Origin of the sequence: Paraburkholderia sp. BL27I4N3, from assembly GCF_003386115.1 — a bacterium.
GTDB lineage: Bacteria > Pseudomonadota > Gammaproteobacteria > Burkholderiales > Burkholderiaceae > Paraburkholderia.
In genome coordinates this window covers 27,556-42,057 of record NZ_QREJ01000003.1, presented here as the reverse complement: position 1 = coordinate 42,057, position 14,502 = coordinate 27,556, and the positions used below count along the sequence as shown (strand labels likewise).

Annotated in this window: 12 protein-coding genes and 1 pseudogene; 3 read left to right on the top strand and 10 right to left on the bottom strand. The window is 59.4% G+C overall.

Annotation, left to right across the window (positions count from 1 at the left end; all coding sequences use genetic code 11):
- Positions 1-37: 37 nt before the first annotated feature.
- The 3 genes and pseudogenes from B0G71_RS40260 to B0G71_RS41670 form a co-directional block, all read right to left on the bottom strand.
- Positions 38-793, bottom strand: a pseudogene (locus tag B0G71_RS40260) (ISNCY family transposase); the annotation flags it as partial.
- Positions 794-1,052: 259 nt separating this feature from the next.
- Complete coding sequence (locus B0G71_RS40255; protein ID WP_181916998.1) at positions 1,053-2,528, bottom strand: hypothetical protein; 1,476 nt, start codon at positions 2,526-2,528, stop codon at positions 1,053-1,055.
- Between the two features lie 206 nt (positions 2,529-2,734).
- Positions 2,735-3,289 carry a helix-turn-helix domain-containing protein gene (locus B0G71_RS41670; RefSeq protein WP_181916997.1) on the bottom strand — a complete coding sequence of 185 codons (555 nt, stop codon included), beginning with the start codon at positions 3,287-3,289 and terminating at the stop codon, positions 2,735-2,737.
- Between the two features lie 622 nt (positions 3,290-3,911).
- Here B0G71_RS41670 and B0G71_RS40240 point away from each other — a divergent pair.
- A complete protein-coding gene (locus tag B0G71_RS40240) occupies positions 3,912-5,819 on the top strand; it encodes a tannase/feruloyl esterase family alpha/beta hydrolase (protein WP_181916996.1) in 1,908 nt (635 codons plus the stop codon).
- Between the two features lie 328 nt (positions 5,820-6,147).
- The gene (locus B0G71_RS42465) at positions 6,148-6,351 is read left to right on the top strand and encodes an NAD(P)-dependent oxidoreductase (protein WP_258875869.1); all 204 of its coding nucleotides are present in this window, start codon (positions 6,148-6,150) and stop codon (positions 6,349-6,351) included.
- A gap of 245 nt (positions 6,352-6,596) precedes the next feature.
- Here B0G71_RS42465 and B0G71_RS40230 read toward each other — a convergent pair whose 3' ends face one another.
- Positions 6,597-7,010 carry a helix-turn-helix domain-containing protein gene (locus B0G71_RS40230; RefSeq protein WP_116150070.1) on the bottom strand — a complete coding sequence of 138 codons (414 nt, stop codon included), beginning with the start codon at positions 7,008-7,010 and terminating at the stop codon, positions 6,597-6,599.
- A gap of 130 nt (positions 7,011-7,140) precedes the next feature.
- Between B0G71_RS40230 and B0G71_RS40225 the strand changes: the two genes are divergently transcribed.
- Positions 7,141-7,989 (top strand): SDR family oxidoreductase, encoded by an 849-nt coding sequence (locus tag B0G71_RS40225; RefSeq protein WP_116150068.1) that lies wholly within the window; start codon positions 7,141-7,143, stop codon positions 7,987-7,989.
- A 291-nt stretch (positions 7,990-8,280) separates the two neighbouring features.
- Here B0G71_RS40225 and B0G71_RS40220 read toward each other — a convergent pair whose 3' ends face one another.
- The 6 genes from B0G71_RS40220 to B0G71_RS40200 form a co-directional block, all read right to left on the bottom strand.
- A complete protein-coding gene (locus B0G71_RS40220; RefSeq protein ID WP_116150067.1) occupies positions 8,281-9,879 on the bottom strand; it encodes a methyl-accepting chemotaxis protein in 1,599 nt (532 codons plus the stop codon).
- 399 nt (positions 9,880-10,278) lie between these two features.
- On the bottom strand, positions 10,279-10,770 hold the full coding sequence (locus B0G71_RS41175; RefSeq protein WP_147308764.1) for a hypothetical protein: 492 nt from the start codon (positions 10,768-10,770) through the stop codon (positions 10,279-10,281).
- Positions 10,771-10,814: 44 nt separating this feature from the next.
- Positions 10,815-11,924, bottom strand: coding sequence for an ABC transporter ATP-binding protein (locus tag B0G71_RS40215; protein WP_116150065.1), 1,110 nt, complete (start codon positions 11,922-11,924; stop codon positions 10,815-10,817).
- A gap of 18 nt (positions 11,925-11,942) precedes the next feature.
- On the bottom strand, positions 11,943-12,650 hold the full coding sequence (locus tag B0G71_RS40210; protein ID WP_116150242.1) for an HAD family phosphatase: 708 nt from the start codon (positions 12,648-12,650) through the stop codon (positions 11,943-11,945).
- A gap of 5 nt (positions 12,651-12,655) precedes the next feature.
- Positions 12,656-13,531: a carbohydrate ABC transporter permease gene (locus B0G71_RS40205; RefSeq protein ID WP_116150064.1), complete on the bottom strand. Its 876-nt coding sequence runs from the start codon at positions 13,529-13,531 to the stop codon at positions 12,656-12,658.
- Positions 13,528-14,460: a carbohydrate ABC transporter permease gene (locus B0G71_RS40200; protein ID WP_404935506.1), complete on the bottom strand. Its 933-nt coding sequence runs from the start codon at positions 14,458-14,460 to the stop codon at positions 13,528-13,530. The genes B0G71_RS40205 and B0G71_RS40200 overlap by 4 nt, the downstream gene beginning before the upstream one ends.
- Positions 14,461-14,502 lie beyond the last annotated feature (42 nt).

Below are 14,502 nucleotides of genomic sequence, written 5' to 3'. Positions count from 1 at the left end.
CCACTCAACCGACCTATGAGGTGCACTATGCAGCGTAGCCCTTGGCGGGGCTCGAGTTCGCGCAGAAGGTGTCGATATTGAGCTCGTACATCGCCCGGCCAAACTGCGTGACGCCCCGCGCGCCGGTGCGGCTGTACGTGGGCCGGAATACGCTGGCCCGATCGCTGTAGAACGCCACCGGCTTGCCGTAGCGCTCCAGATACGCCCGCGTCGCCTCGAAGTAGCTGAACGTCGATTCCGTGGCCGTGAAATGCAGCGCCATCAGCCGGCTGGTGGCGTCGTCGACATACACCAGCAGTGTGCAGGCTGGCGCCCGGTCCTCGAACCACCGGTGGTCGCTGCCGTCGATCTGCACCAGTTCGCCGAGGCACGCGCGCCGGGCCCGCGGCTGGTGGATCTTCGGTGGCCGTTGCCGGCGCGGCACCCACAGCCCGGCATCGCGCATCCAGCGCCGCACGGTTTCCTTCGCCAGCACCAGGCCATGAGATTCGGCCAGCTTCTCGCACGCGAGTGTCGGTCCGAAATCGGCGTAGCGCTCACGCACGAGTGCCATGGCCCGTGCACGCAGATCGATGGGCAACTCACGGTTGCTCGGCTTGCCACGCTTGCCCGACACCAGCCCGGCTGGACCATCGGCCTCATAACGCCGGCACAGCCGGCTGATCTGGCGCTCACAGAGGTCCAGCCGCTCGGCTGCCTGAAAGCAGCGCAGGCGGCCTTCAATGACCGCCTCGATGACCTTGACTCGTTCCAGTTCGCGCATGGTTGCCGTGATCAGGCCACGCCTATTCATGATTGCCCCCTGGGTCAACGCATCGCGACAGCGTGCGCCTCAGGGCGGAAATCGGACATTTCTAATTAGCCTGAATCGGACATTACTAAAAAGCTCCCACAGTTCAAATGTTGATCATTTCTTTTATGTCAAATGACGGAGTCAGAGAGCCGGTGACTTTTGCTGTCGTTGGTTCAAGTAATTTTGTTCCCGTTTTGCAAGTAATCTCCACGCTGCAGGATAACGCAGATAGATCATGAGCACGGCCACGCCGAGCCGGTCATGATCGCCGCGGTGTTGCCGCACGCTCATCGTCAGGAAGGGCCAGCAGTTCGAAGCGCTGGGCCGCAGTGAGCAGCTCACGTCGCGGCATTTTCGTTGGTCTCCACGCCGTTATTCTGTTTTCTGGTCCAGCCGGTTCGTGGCGAAACGCCTGCAGAAGGCCGCCGGCCCTCCGAGTTTTTGACCCACCGAATGAGCAACATACCATCGTTGGTTTCGCGCAGGCGGGTGCAATATTTTGGGTCATCTCGTTGCCTTGGCTGAAGCCCATGATCAATGTTATCCAACCACCGCGAAACAGCGCTGTGTGCCGCCTCGACTTCCCAGTCGGCCGCCTTTTCGAGTAAGTCCGAGAGCACTGAATCGTGAACCACTCGCAACACGACGCAATCTGCTGATCGGTATAAAGGTATCCTTTGGTTGATAACTTCGAACCCTTTGAATATCGGACAAGCCCCGCAGCATGCATTTCCTGAGCCAGTCCAACGAAACGCAACAGGTTTTGCGTTGGATTGCGCCTGATTTGCCCCGGATCCTGACGTGCCCAACAGAGATCAAGTTCAGCAATCGCAACGTCAAATCGACATCGGAACGACCAGTGATTGCGTTCCTCCGCATGCACCTTGACCCAGTTGGGGTGCCACCCTTCAACCGTCAGTTCCCATTCACACCGACAGATGCCGTGGCGCTCCCGGAGAGAGTCCTGGGCATGCCTGGCGCGGGTGACAAAAGAAGGCCAGGCCGCTGAAAACGCGCCGATGCACTTATAGAAGTCAAAGATGCGGGCGAATCCGAGACCTCGTGACTGGAACTGCTCGAGCTTGATTCTGGTCTGCTGCGGAAACTGACAGGTCTCCATGCCCCAAGTGTCTCCGGCTTCCGCAAAGAGAGACTCAATTGCTTCAGGCATCGGCACCAGAGCACGCAACTGCCCAAACGCCTGGGCCAACGAAAGGTCTCCCGGAAATCCGTCGTCTTCTGAACGCCATATCTCTCTTCCCGACCGGGATTCTGCGGCCAGGCTAGCGCGGGTGACCCAGTCTCCAAGAAGCGACAGATATCCATCTTCGGCGGAAGGAAACGAGTTGTCGCAATGCGGCCACGACCTGCAGCGCTCCTGCATCACGACGTTGAGTGCAGCCATGTGTCCGGCGGCGACGGAATCTGCATGCACTCCGACCCATGCGTCTTTCAGTTCACACATATGGAACGGACATCTGGAAACCCAACTCAGCTCATGCAGATAGCTGTGGTAGCCGCGCTGTGCACATGCGTCGCAATAGCGCACGCGATGACGATCGCGCCTGTTTCGCGGGGGAGCGTAGTGCCCACAATTTTCGAACACGATGGATGGCGAAAAGATAGCCAGGACATCGGGCGACGCTTCATGCAGGATCTCCGACAGACGAAGTACCTCCTCGTGCGGCAGCGGCGAATCTGGGTTCAAGGCAATGTTCAGGAAATTCAGACACACTCACCTCCCTTTCATTCGACAAAGCCCGCTTTTCCGATCGCCATTCACCGGCAAGGCAAGGACGCGACGCGGTCGCAGCGCGATGCACCGCTCACGTTTGTTTGAAACGCGACGATTGCTTCAGGCTCCCGCAAGCCCGCAACGGCTTACCGGCCGATGATCAAGCGGCTGGAGAAAGATAGTTTTGTGTCTGCGAAAAAAGCATATTAAGCGCTCTTCTTGCCGCAGATGCGTCGCCGCACCTCGGTCGGTGACTCGCCCAGATGACGGCGAAAAACGTATGACATATGCGCTTGTGACGAAAATCCCGTAAGCGCGGCAATGTAGGCGATATCAAGGTCCGCGCGGAGAAGACGTTGAGCTGCCGTGATGCGCTGCTCAACAACATATCTGTGTGGCGCGAAGCCAGTGGCGGCTTTGAACAATCTAGCGAAGTGAAATGGGCTGGTGTGTACAAGGTTAGCCAGCTCCGCCAGACTTAGCTCGTTTGACAGATTCTCCCGTATGTACGTTTCTACGTCCTCCAAGTGCTTACCGGTCAGCCTGCCTTTGATTTCCAATGGTTTGGCTGGAGTGTAAGCGTGGATCAGATATGTCACGAGGGCAATCGACAGGCTTTCAGCATAAAGTCTCCCCGATGGAGAGGAACTTTGAAATTCCATCTCCATCAAGGAAAAGAAATTATCCAACGTCAAATCGTTGGCGATCTTGAAGCCGGAAAAGTCGACCGTCTTCCGCTCCCCCGGAAATAGCAGTTCCAACCGGTCCGGTCGAATCTCGAGAGCAGTACCTGTGTAGTTCGTCGACTCACAGTGCGTCCTGTCGATTTCAAAACCGCGTTGAATGACTATGTACTGCCCGGGATTGGTGACAGCTCGATATCGCTTGCAACCCGTCGAAATACTAGCCGTTGTATAACCTGATTTTTGCCGCCAGATTAGAGCATTCGGGTAACAAAGAGCATTCTGTGTGTGTGTTTCCGCTCTTCGCGAATGAAGCTCCAATGGAAAACCGTACCAAGACGCGTCAGACCGCGTCGCCGTACCGGCGGATCTATCAGTCACCTCATCAATGCGCACCCGCTTGCCCCCGACCGTCAGTTGGATGGGCTCCCTCGTCCTCGTACCCGCTGGCCGCTCTAACATCGTCTTCTCCAGGCGCAAAAAGCAAGATTTTTAAAGAACCCAGCAAGCCTTTGAAAGACCGCAACATAGTGCATTCGATAGCATTGCACCAACCGGTCTAATGCACTATAGCGCAGACACGGTGTCGATGGGGGATACTCCGGGTATCCCCGATCGTCCGCATGAGCGATACGACGCGCTCCTGCCCACAGAGGCAGCGAATGGAATATCGCGCCATTTACGGCGTATTGGAGACAACGTGAAATACGGACGTGGTAGCACCTTGTCGGTCGGCTCGCTGATACTGACACTTCTGGGTCTTCCGGCCCTTAATGGCTGCGACGGTAGTAACTCCAACCAGCTAACGCCCACTGCCTCTACAAAGCTGTCGTGCGACGATTCCATCAAAACGGGATTCAAGCCGGATGCCAATACCACGGTTCTGAGCGTGAAAGCTTACAAGAAAGGCGATCCGCTCGTGTTGTCGGAGCCGGTTACCGCTCAGACGCCATTGGCCGCCAACGACCTTTGCATGGTCAAACTCAATGTGGGCCCGGGTAACCCGGGGCCAGCTAGCGCACCGTCGACATCCCCGGGCATCGGCCTCGAGGTCTGGCTACCCTCTCCGGCCAACTGGAACAAGCGCGTCCATGTGCTCGGCAGCGGCGGGTGGGGCGGCGGAACTGCGGGATCAACAGCGGCAGTGATGAACCAGTTGAACGCCGGGGGCAGCCCAGCGGCAATCGCAGCCACGGAGGGGGCCATCAGTGCAATCACCGACACGGGCCACTCGGACGAGTTACACGGGGGCTCCTTCGCAATGAACCCGGACGGGACAGTCAGCACCGCACAGTGGACCGACTTCTCAACACGCAGCGTGCACGCGCTGGCTGTGCAGACCAAGGCTCTGGCAACGGCGTATTACGGCTCCGCTCCGCTGTATTCATACTTCGATGGCGGCTCCATGGGCGGTCGCGAAGCCTTCACGCCACCGCAGGTATTCCCCGGGGACTTTGATGGCATCCTTGCCGCCTTTCCCGTGATCAACTGGACGATGTTGATCACGGCGGAACTCTATCCGTGGACCGTCATTGAGCAGGATCTCGGCGGCGTTCCGCTCACTACCGCGCAGCTGGACCTTGTGTCCAATGCGTCGATCAGTGCCTGCGATGTGGCTGGAGGTCAGCATCTTGGATACATTATCGATCCGTCCCAATGCAGGTATGACCCCACGAAAGACACCAACGTTTTGTGCGCCGGCGGGACGGGAAATGGGGGCGCTGTTGGCACGAACAGAACTGCGGCCTGCGTCAATCTCAAGCAGGCGACTGCGATCAACAAGATCTGGTACGGGATGACGTCGGACGGCAGTGTTCCGGATCCGGCCGTAGACAATGGCTGGAGCCCTGTCTTGCAAGGCGAGCATCGCTGGTACGGCGCGGCGCGCGGCGCCTCCCTCTATGGTCCGAACTTTGCGCCTGGCGGCGCAGTTGGCGCATCGCCGAACGGACCGTTCGTCATCGCGGCCGATATGGTCGCCTTGGAGTTGCAGAATCCGACGATCGCGCAGCCCAGCTTCGTGAACGCCACCGGTAACGGTGCGGCAGGTTGGAAAAATCTTTCGTATGCCCAACTGTCGAATGCCTTCGATCGCGGTATCGCGCTTCAAGGCGAGTTCGACAACGTCAACGCAAATAATCCGGATATGAGCGCTTTCAAGGCTCGCGGGGGCAAGATCCTCCTGATTCACGGACTTGCAGACGAAGCGGTCTACCCGCAGGGCTCTGTCAACTATTACGAACAGGTTGAAGCAAAGATGGGGGGGCTGACGTCCGTTCAAAGCTTCTTTCGTCTATATCTGCTTCCCGGTGTCGGTCATGGCTTCATGTGTGCCGGAGGCGGTTTTTCTTGCAATGATGGTTCTTTCGCCGATAGCTTCGCAAATGGGACGTCCAACCTTAATGCGAATCCGCCTGTGCCGAGCCGCACCCAAATGTACCTAGCATTACAGAACTGGGTAGAGAAAGGTATTGCACCCGACACATTCCCGGCAAACACGCCGTCAACGTCGCCAGTGGCGAAGAGCCTCCCGCTCTGTGCTTATCCGAAGAAGATTACCTTTGTGAGCGGAGACCCTATCAAAGCGAGCAGCTACACATGCCAATAGACGAAAAACTAATCTAGGTCCGACGCATTTGCGTGGACGGTGTACCGGCAATGCAATCAGCCGAAAACTACTGATCGCATTGCCGCGCAGCCACGAGATAAGACGTTAGACGCTGAGGGATTGTCGCAGTCCGCGTTCGCTATCGACGTCGGTGACCTTCAGCGCTACCACTTCGCTTACTGCAACAGGACCCGTCAGACCCCGCTACCTTACGGCAGACGGCGATAAGCCTCATACCGGGAGGCAGAACGAATCCCGGCCAGGCCTCTGCCTCGTGCCCCTGACGGCGCAAACCCGCGGTTTGGTCCATGCCCGCCGGCTCGCGGCAATGAAACCCGGTGCAGCACTGATCAACTTTGCTCGCGATCCTGTTGTCGTGACCGCCGATCTGCTGGAGTCGCTCGACAGCGGACATCTGTCACATGCGGCTCTCGACGTCTTCGACGAAGAACCGCTGGCGCCTGACTCGCGCCTGTGGCGCCATCCGCGAGTGACCGTACTCCCCGCAAATCTCGGCGCCGACCGACTTTGAAACGGCGGCAGCGGTTATAGCGAGCAATATCGCGGCCTATCGGAAGACGGGAAATGTGCCGGGCGGCGTGAACCTCGCACGCGGCTATTGAGGCGATCGCGCTGGTGTCGGACTATACGGCTCTCCTCGACATCAGACGCGGTAGTTCATTTTGTAGTACTAGTTTTCACACGGCTAAGATGACTGCTCCGCGACCTCAGCAGGAAGCATAGCGGGGAAAATCGCACGCCGAACCCAGAACCATGTCAGTCGGCTTCAGCCTTCTTCGTGTCGAACTGCACCCTTGCCGCCTCGATCTCCGTGCGGTTTGTCAGCGCCCAGTCTGCAAGCATCCGTAATGGTTCAATCAGGGAACAGCCGAGCTCAGTCAGCTTGTACTCGACCGTCGGCGGGATCGTCGCGTAGGCGGTCCTCTTGACCAGTCCGTCGCGTTCAAGGCCGCGCAGCGTGATGGTCAGCATCCGGTGCGAAACGCCCTTGATCGCCCGCATGATGGCATTGAACCGCATCGGCCCCTCCGCCAGAGCGCCGACCGCCATCACCGTCCACTTGTCCCCCACCCGGTCGAGCACCTCCAGGACCACGCGACACTTCGCGTATTGATCGGCCGGCTCTTCTTCTGCTCCGCGCGGCTTCCTTTTCTCTATCGCTACACCCATTGCCCGACTCCCGTATTTCTCGTGATCAGATCTGATCGTCACGCACCAATTTGTGCGTTCTTGTGTGCTTATCCGATATCAAATATAACGTAACGTACATTTTGTACGTTACGTTAGAGAGGATAGCGGAATGAAGATCGGCATCAGCGGTGCAAGCGGCCAGCTCGGCAAGACGGTTCTGGCTGAATTGAAGGTGCGGGGTGGCCATCACAGCGCTGTTGGCATCTCACGCACCCCGGAGACTGTTCAGTCTCCGGCAGAAGGGCGGCACGGCGACTACGACCGGCCGGACACGCTGACCAAAGCCTACGAGGGCGTCAAACGCCTTCTGATCATTCCCGCCGCCGACGTGCGGCCCGGCGCGCGCGGCCGTCAGTTCGCGGCGGCCATTGACGCAGCCGTGAACAGCGGCGTCGAGCACATCGTGCTGATATCGTCGGCGGCCACTCGCGAGGCTGAGGAACCCGAGATGTTCGCGCCCTACTGGACGGCCGAGCAGCATCTGATCAGGACTGCGCCGCGCTGGACCATCCTGCGGATGAACTATTACGCCGAGTCTCTTGCGCAGACGGCTTCAATGTCGCTTCGCTCCGGTATCTTGCCCGGGCTCGGCGAGAGCCGCGTGGCCTTCGTTTCCCGGGACGACCTGGCAGCCGCAGCGGCCGGCATCCTTCTTGGGGAAGGTCACGCCGGTGCATTCTATAACGCGACCGGCCCGGACGCCGTGACAGGCGCACAACGTGCCGCGCTCATGTCGGAAATGTCGGGGAAGCCGCTGCACTTCACCGTGCTTGATGAGGCGCAGCTTCGCGGCGGTCTCGTCCAGGCCGGAATCCCAAAGGAATACATCGACGCCATGATCGACATTGAAAAGCACTTCGTCGCGGGCGACTTCAACATTGTCACTGGTGATGTTGAGCGTCTTGCAGGCCGTCGACCGCGGTCACTTCGCGAGGTTCTGAAGGCGACTCCGAAATAAGCAACAGCGGTTCAAGTTGGGGCACTGTCCATAGGCCGGTGCCGGCGCGCCGCATCGCGGTTTGCTCGAACGTGCGGGACGTCCGATTTACCGTGTACAGGAAGATCTGTACTCCATTCGAGCCGCCGTTGGACGCTACTTTACTCTGCCGCATCGCCGCCACCCTGTCCGCCCTGTTTGCTTTGGAAGTTTTGACAACCACAACCCGCTCCTCGAAGCCTCACCGGAACTCGGTAATCATGGTCGTGCCACCCCGGTTGGATCCGGATCGAGCACCGGGGAACCATGCCATCACGCAGTCGTGCGAAGTCCCGCGGCGGTCACATGTGTTCCTGGCTCGAGCCTGAATGCGGACACGGCGCGTAGCAGCAATTCCCCCTGTTCCGCCAGGGAGGACGCGGCGGCCGCCGCCTGCTCGACGAGTGCGGCATTCTGCTGGGTAACCTCGTCGATATTTTCGAGCGTCCGGGCGATCTCCTCTATGCCAGCGCTCTGCTCACCCGACGCTAGCGAGATTCCGGTGAGCATTTCGCTTACGCGTGTGATCGAGCCGGTCACCTCGCTGATCGTGCCACGCGTGCCTTCCACGAGTTCGGCGCCGCTCTGCACCTGCGCGACCGAGGTCCCGATCAGTTCCTTGATCTCCTTTGCTGCCACGGCACTGCGCTGCGCAAGCGTGCGCACCTCTCCTGCGACCACAGCAAAACCGCGTCCGCCCTCTCCCGCCCGGGCAGCTTCGACGGCGGCATTCAGAGCCAGGATGTTAGTCTGAAACGCGATGCCCTCAATCACGCCGACGATATCGCCGACCTTCGTTGAACTTGCCCGGATGCCGAGCATCGTGTCGACCATCCGTTGAACCTCGTCGCCACCCGCCTGGGCCGTGGTCGTCGCAGACTGTGCCACCGAGGCTGACTGGTTGGCTGTTTCGGCGGTCTGGTGCACGGCTGAGTTGAGTTTGTCTATCGCTACGACGGTCTGTCGCAGCGAAACAGCCTGACTTTCCGTGCGTCGGGAGAGATCCAGATTGCCTTGTGCAATCTCGGCCGTGGCAACCGAGATCGACTCGCTAGCAAGCTTGACTTCGGAGATCATGAAGGCCAGCTGATCGCGCATGAAGGCGAGTTTCGCCATCAGGCTGGAGTCGTCTCCTCGCCGGATCTTGATGGCAACAGACAGGTCACCGGCCGCAATCCGGCCGGTCAGCCACGCAGCGGTCCTTGGCTCGCCACCGAGCTGACGCAGGACGCCTCTGGCAATGATCAGAGAGATCGCAATCGCTGCCATCGAGGCGAAAAGAATAAACCCGGCCACGCTGGCGATCGTCTGGTGGTAGGCGGACTGTGCTGCAGAGCCTTCCTTTGCGGCCGCCGCGTCATTGCGGGCAACGATCGAGGAGAGCTCGTGATCCAGTGCAGCACGCGTTTTGGCCGCCGGGCCCATGATCTCCTGCATGGCATCGGCCTGATCGCCTTCCGCCAGCGCGGCGCGGATCTTACCGTCAACAGCAATGTACTGCGCAAAAATGTCTGTCACGCGCTTCGCCTTCGGCACGCCATCGTTGGTAGCGAGTGATCGATACTCGGCAAGCGCATTTCGGAAGGCCCTCTCGCCAGCGTCGGTGAGGTCAATGCCATGCTTAACGTCCATGGGCGTATTGGCGCCCGCTGCCAGAAATTCACCGAGCGCCATCTCCCGTACAGCCGAGCCCATCTGCAAGCTGCTGCGTACAGCTGGAAGCTGCGTGCCTTGAAGACTCGTCACCCTACTGTTGCCCGACAGCATTTCCAGAATGGCGACCCCACCCAGCATGATCAGCAGCACAACCATGGCTGCGGAGCCGAGAAGCAGTTGGGTGAAGATATCGAGCCGGTTGAATGCGCGCCTCATGGTTCCTCTGGTTTCCTTACGAAGGTATATTCAATAAAGGTGCGCTCCCCCGTTCCCTTGAGGCTAGAAGCACGAGCGCAACTCGCGCTCCGATCCAGCGCAAGCGCTATCGGGATCGACTGTTCGGCAGATAAGACAGCAACTCCTTCAGCCGGGCCACGGCCCCAGCAGAACGACGAATACGGCCACGGTTGCAGGACGCAGAAGAGACTGGATCAGGCGGTTGAGTCGAGCGATTGCACGCGCCGTAGGCACGTCAAAGGAATCGACCTTATGGATCCAATAACGGCACGGCATCTCATCCTTGTGGCGCGAAACCCTGAAGGGACATCGTCGACACGAAAGAAACTCCAGCAAAAATGGCGAGTTGAAGTGAGGGAAATTGCCAGGTTCTGTCAGTCATTTAGCCGACCTTCCTCCCCTCGACGCAAACGGCTGGCCAAGCCTCGGAGGTGCGAACACCGGCGCACTCGCCCAACGGCTCAGTTCATCTACCTGCCCGAGTACGCGTATGACATCTCCGGCATGGGCACTTCTGAGCTGGAGGTCATGTTCAGTAATCACTGCGCAGAGTGGGTTGTAACCGTCGGACGAAAGTCGCCATACCTTGAACCGAAGTCCTTCCTGTGTCGCGTTCGCGATTGCTTTCTCCGCCTCGCGTGTTTGTCGATGATCCAGCCGACCATGTCCGCAATCGGCTAGCAGGCCTGAGGCAAGTACCATTTCCAGCAAAGCCTGAGCTGCAGCAGCATTGCCTTTCCCGACTTTCATCGACTCGAGCGCGATGTGGTAGCGCAACGAAAACTGATCGCCGATGTAAGCGGGAATTGGCAGTGCAAGCGGGTCATCGATGTGATGATCGTCCCTGTTTGTCGGGAACGTTGAAATCATGACTTGACCAGCAAATGTCGTGGTCGTAAGCAGACGGAGCCGGCTCAGGCTGCCAGGGCCTGACTGCCAACCCTCTTGAACGCTGTGCCGCCAGCGTCGAAGAGGTGGCAGTGTTCGGGCGACACGGTCAGATACAGGTCGTCACCATGCGCGTGATGTTCAAGTGGAGGTATGCGGGCGATCACGCCGTCCGGGGCCACTCTACTTTCAGCGTAGAGATATGCAGCGTCTCCGAGCGATTCCACGGCCATGACCCTGGCTCCGACTCCGTCGCCGGATGCGCTCACATGCAGGTGTTCCGGCCGCACGCCGATGGTGACCTTGTCACCGGGTCGCGCGTTGCCCGCTTCGACGGCCGCATGCTGCGTTTCCCCCGAAGGATATCGGACCACAACGCCCGCTGCACCGACTGAATCCACCGCTCCTTCGAGGAGGTTCATTTTGGGCGACCCAATGAATCCGGCGACGAACCTGTTGGCTGGCGCGTGATAGAGCTCATTGGGCGTGCCCACCTGCTCGATCTTCCCCGCCGACAGCACGACGATCTTGTCCGCCAGCGTCATCGCTTCGACCTGATCGTGCGTGACGTAGATCATCGTGGTCTCGAGTTCGTCATGCAGACGCGCGAATTCCAGGCGCATCTTTACCCGCAGTGCGGCGTCAAGATTGGACAACGGTTCGTCGAACAGGAACACCTTTGGCTTACGCGTGATCGCGCGCCCAATGGCCACTCGCTGACGTTGACCACCCGACAGCTGCTTCGGCTTGCGCTCGAGCAGATGATCAATATGGAGGATCTTCGCCGCATTGCGCACGGCCGCATCGATCTCCGGCTTTTTTGTACCCGCCAGCTTCAGACCGAACGCCATGTTGTCGTATAACGACATGTGCGGATAGAGCGCGTACGACTGGAACACCATCGCAATGCCACGTTTGGCCGGCGGCACGTCGTTCACGCGAGCGCCATCGATCTTCAGATCGCCACCGCTGATCTCTTCGAGCCCCGCGATCATTCGCATCAGCGTCGACTTGCCGCAACCACTCGGACCGACAAACACAACGAACTCTCCATCCTGAATGTCGAGGTTGATGTCGCTCATCACTTCATGTTCGTCGTAGCGCTTGCTCACGTTACGCAAAGTCAGGCCTGCCATGTTACGTCTCCTTATCCTTCATTCGGCCGTCGACGCCGACCGTGTGAATGCCATCTCCCTGATCCACTCTTCAGTGAAACCGGGGAGTTGTTCCATGTGACTGAAAGTCTGTTTCGCTCCAGCGCCCCGGAGCCTGCCAGCCTGTTGCTCCGGCTCGTGCGCGCCTCCGGTGTAGCCGAGTACCGCCATGCCTGCCGCGACCGCGGCCGTCGTACCGGCGACACTGTCTTCGACAACGAGGCAACGCCCAGGCTCCATTCCCATCCGCTGTGCAGCCAGCAGATACACGTCGGGTGCGGGCTTGGGACTGGCGACCATGTCGGCAGTGAAGCGTCTTTCACCAAAAAATCTGTTCAAACCCGTGCGTGCCAGCGCCGCCTCCACGTAACCACAATCGCTATTGCTCGCGCAGGCTTTAATTAACGGGATGCGCGCGAGCGCCGCCTCGATGCCGTCGACCATCCGCGCTTGCACCGCTGAGGCGGCGACCGTCGCGCGAATTGAATGGACGTCCACTGTGGTGAGCTTCATGCCCAGTTGCGATGCTGTGGCTTCAAGTACGTGCTCGGTGCGCAGGCCGAGCAGCGACATCACGACGGGCGCGACATCTGAACCCGGCCAACGCTGCTCCAACTCGCGCACGATAGTCACGCCGGCAATTGACTCGCTGTCGATGAGCACGCCGTCGCAATCGCAAATCAGCGCGAGATTCGCGTCTGTCCTCATGTCCATTACTTGACCGCCCCGAACGTAAGGCCGCGCACCAGTTGCTTCTGCGACAGCCAGCCGACGATCAGGATCGGTGCGACCGCGAGCAGCGACGCAGCGGAGAGCTTCGCCCAGAAAAGCCCCTCAGGACTCGAATACGAGGCGATGAACACGGTCAGTGGCGCGGCGTTCGAGCTCGACAGGTTGATACTCCAGAATGCTTCGTTCCACGACAGGATCACCAGCAACAGCGCGGTGGAAGCGAGGCCCGGCAGCGACATCGGCATCAGCAGATAGACGATTTCCTGCCACGTCGCGGCGCCGTCGATACGCCCTGCCTCGAGAATGTCGCGCGGAATTTCAGCGAAGTACGTGAACGACATCCACACTGCAATCGGCAGGTTAATCAACGTGTAGACGATCACCAGACCCGACACGGTATCGAGCAGCCCGCTGTTCTTCCACAGCAGATAGATCGGCACCAGCACGCCGACCGACGGCATCATCTTGGTCGACAGCATCCACAGCAGCACTTTCTGCGTGCGGCGCGTCGGAAAGAAGGCCATCGCGTACGCGGCCGGCACGGCGAGAATCAGGCACAGCACCGTGACGCCCACCGAGATCAGGATCGAATTCCACGCGAACGCAAAGTAGTTACTGCGCGCGAACACCTCGCGGAAGCTGTCGAGCGTCGGGACGAAAAACAGCGACGACGAATACGCCTGCTGCTCCGTCTTGAACGCGGTGATCGTCATCCAGAAGATCGGGAAGAACAGCAGCAACGCGACCAGCCATGCAATCACGCCGGGAATGCCGCGGCGAATCGCGTCGAACGGCGACTTCGCCGGTACAGTCACGGCCTTCGTGGTCGACGCCGGTGTAGAGGCAACGTGGCTCATTTTTCGTACTCCCCTTTCAGGTTCTTCGCGAGCATCCGCACGAGGAAGAACGACACGATGTTAGCCAGCACGACAGCCAGAATGCCGCCCGCCGAAGCGAGACCGACGTCGAACTGTTGCAGGCCCAGCGAATAGATCAGGTACGACAGATTGGTGGTCGCGGTGCCCGGACCGCCGCCCGTGGTCGTATAGATTTCGGCGAAGATCGACAGCAGGAAAATCGTCTCCATCATCACCACGACCGCGATCGCCCGTTTCAGGTGCGGCAGCGTGATGTAAAAGAACATCGAGAACGGACCCGCGCCATCAATGCGCGCCGCTTCCTTCTGCTCCTGATCAAGCGACTGGATCGCCGTGAACAGAATCAGGAAAGCGAACGGCAGCCACTGCCACGCGACGATCATGATGACCGCCGTCAGCGGATATTCAGCGAACCAGTCGATCGGCTGCATACCCATGGCGCGCATGCCCTGCGCGATCAGACCATACACCGGATGGAGGATCATGTTCTTCCAGATCAGCGCACTCACCGTCGGCATCACGAAGAACGGCGCGATCGCCAACAGCCGCGCGACGCCCTGACCGTAGAACTTGCGGTCGAACAGGATCGCCATCAGGACGCCGCCGACCACCGTGATCACCAGCACCGATATGATCAGCTGGAGCGTGTGTCCGATCGAAGGGCCGAACGACGGATCGGTGGCCAGGTACTTGTAGTTGTCGAAACCGGCGAAACCTTTGAGGTCCGGGTTCAACAGGTTGTAGCGCGAGAACGAAAACCAGATCGTCATCGCGAGCGGTATCGCCATCCACAACACCAGCACACCTACTGAAGGCATGACCAGCCAGCGTGTCGACGACGCACTTTTCTGATCCAAACCACCAGCGTGCGCGACTGGCGGTTGAGCGGTAGAAGCAACTTGCGGCATGATCATGTCACCCGTGTAACGAGGCACTGGCGGTTGCCAGCG

Bases quoted from the DNA above. Each gene is read 5' to 3' on its own strand.
- B0G71_RS42465 (WP_258875869.1), top strand. From the start codon at position 6,148: ATGAAACCCGGTGCAGCACTGATCAACTTTGCTCGCGATCCTGTTGTC.
- B0G71_RS40230 (WP_116150070.1), bottom strand. From the start codon at position 7,010: ATGGGTGTAGCGATAGAGAAAAGGAAGCCGCGCGGAGCAGAAGAAGAG.
- B0G71_RS40225 (WP_116150068.1), top strand. From the start codon at position 7,141: ATGAAGATCGGCATCAGCGGTGCAAGCGGCCAGCTCGGCAAGACGGTT.
- B0G71_RS40220 (WP_116150067.1), bottom strand. From the start codon at position 9,879: ATGAGGCGCGCATTCAACCGGCTCGATATCTTCACCCAACTGCTTCTC.
- B0G71_RS41175 (WP_147308764.1), bottom strand. From the start codon at position 10,770: ATGATTTCAACGTTCCCGACAAACAGGGACGATCATCACATCGATGAC.
- B0G71_RS40215 (WP_116150065.1), bottom strand. From the start codon at position 11,924: ATGGCAGGCCTGACTTTGCGTAACGTGAGCAAGCGCTACGACGAACAT.
- B0G71_RS40210 (WP_116150242.1), bottom strand. From the start codon at position 12,650: ATGAGGACAGACGCGAATCTCGCGCTGATTTGCGATTGCGACGGCGTG.
- B0G71_RS40205 (WP_116150064.1), bottom strand. From the start codon at position 13,531: ATGAGCCACGTTGCCTCTACACCGGCGTCGACCACGAAGGCCGTGACT.
- B0G71_RS40200 (WP_404935506.1), bottom strand. From the start codon at position 14,460: ATGCCGCAAGTTGCTTCTACCGCTCAACCGCCAGTCGCGCACGCTGGT.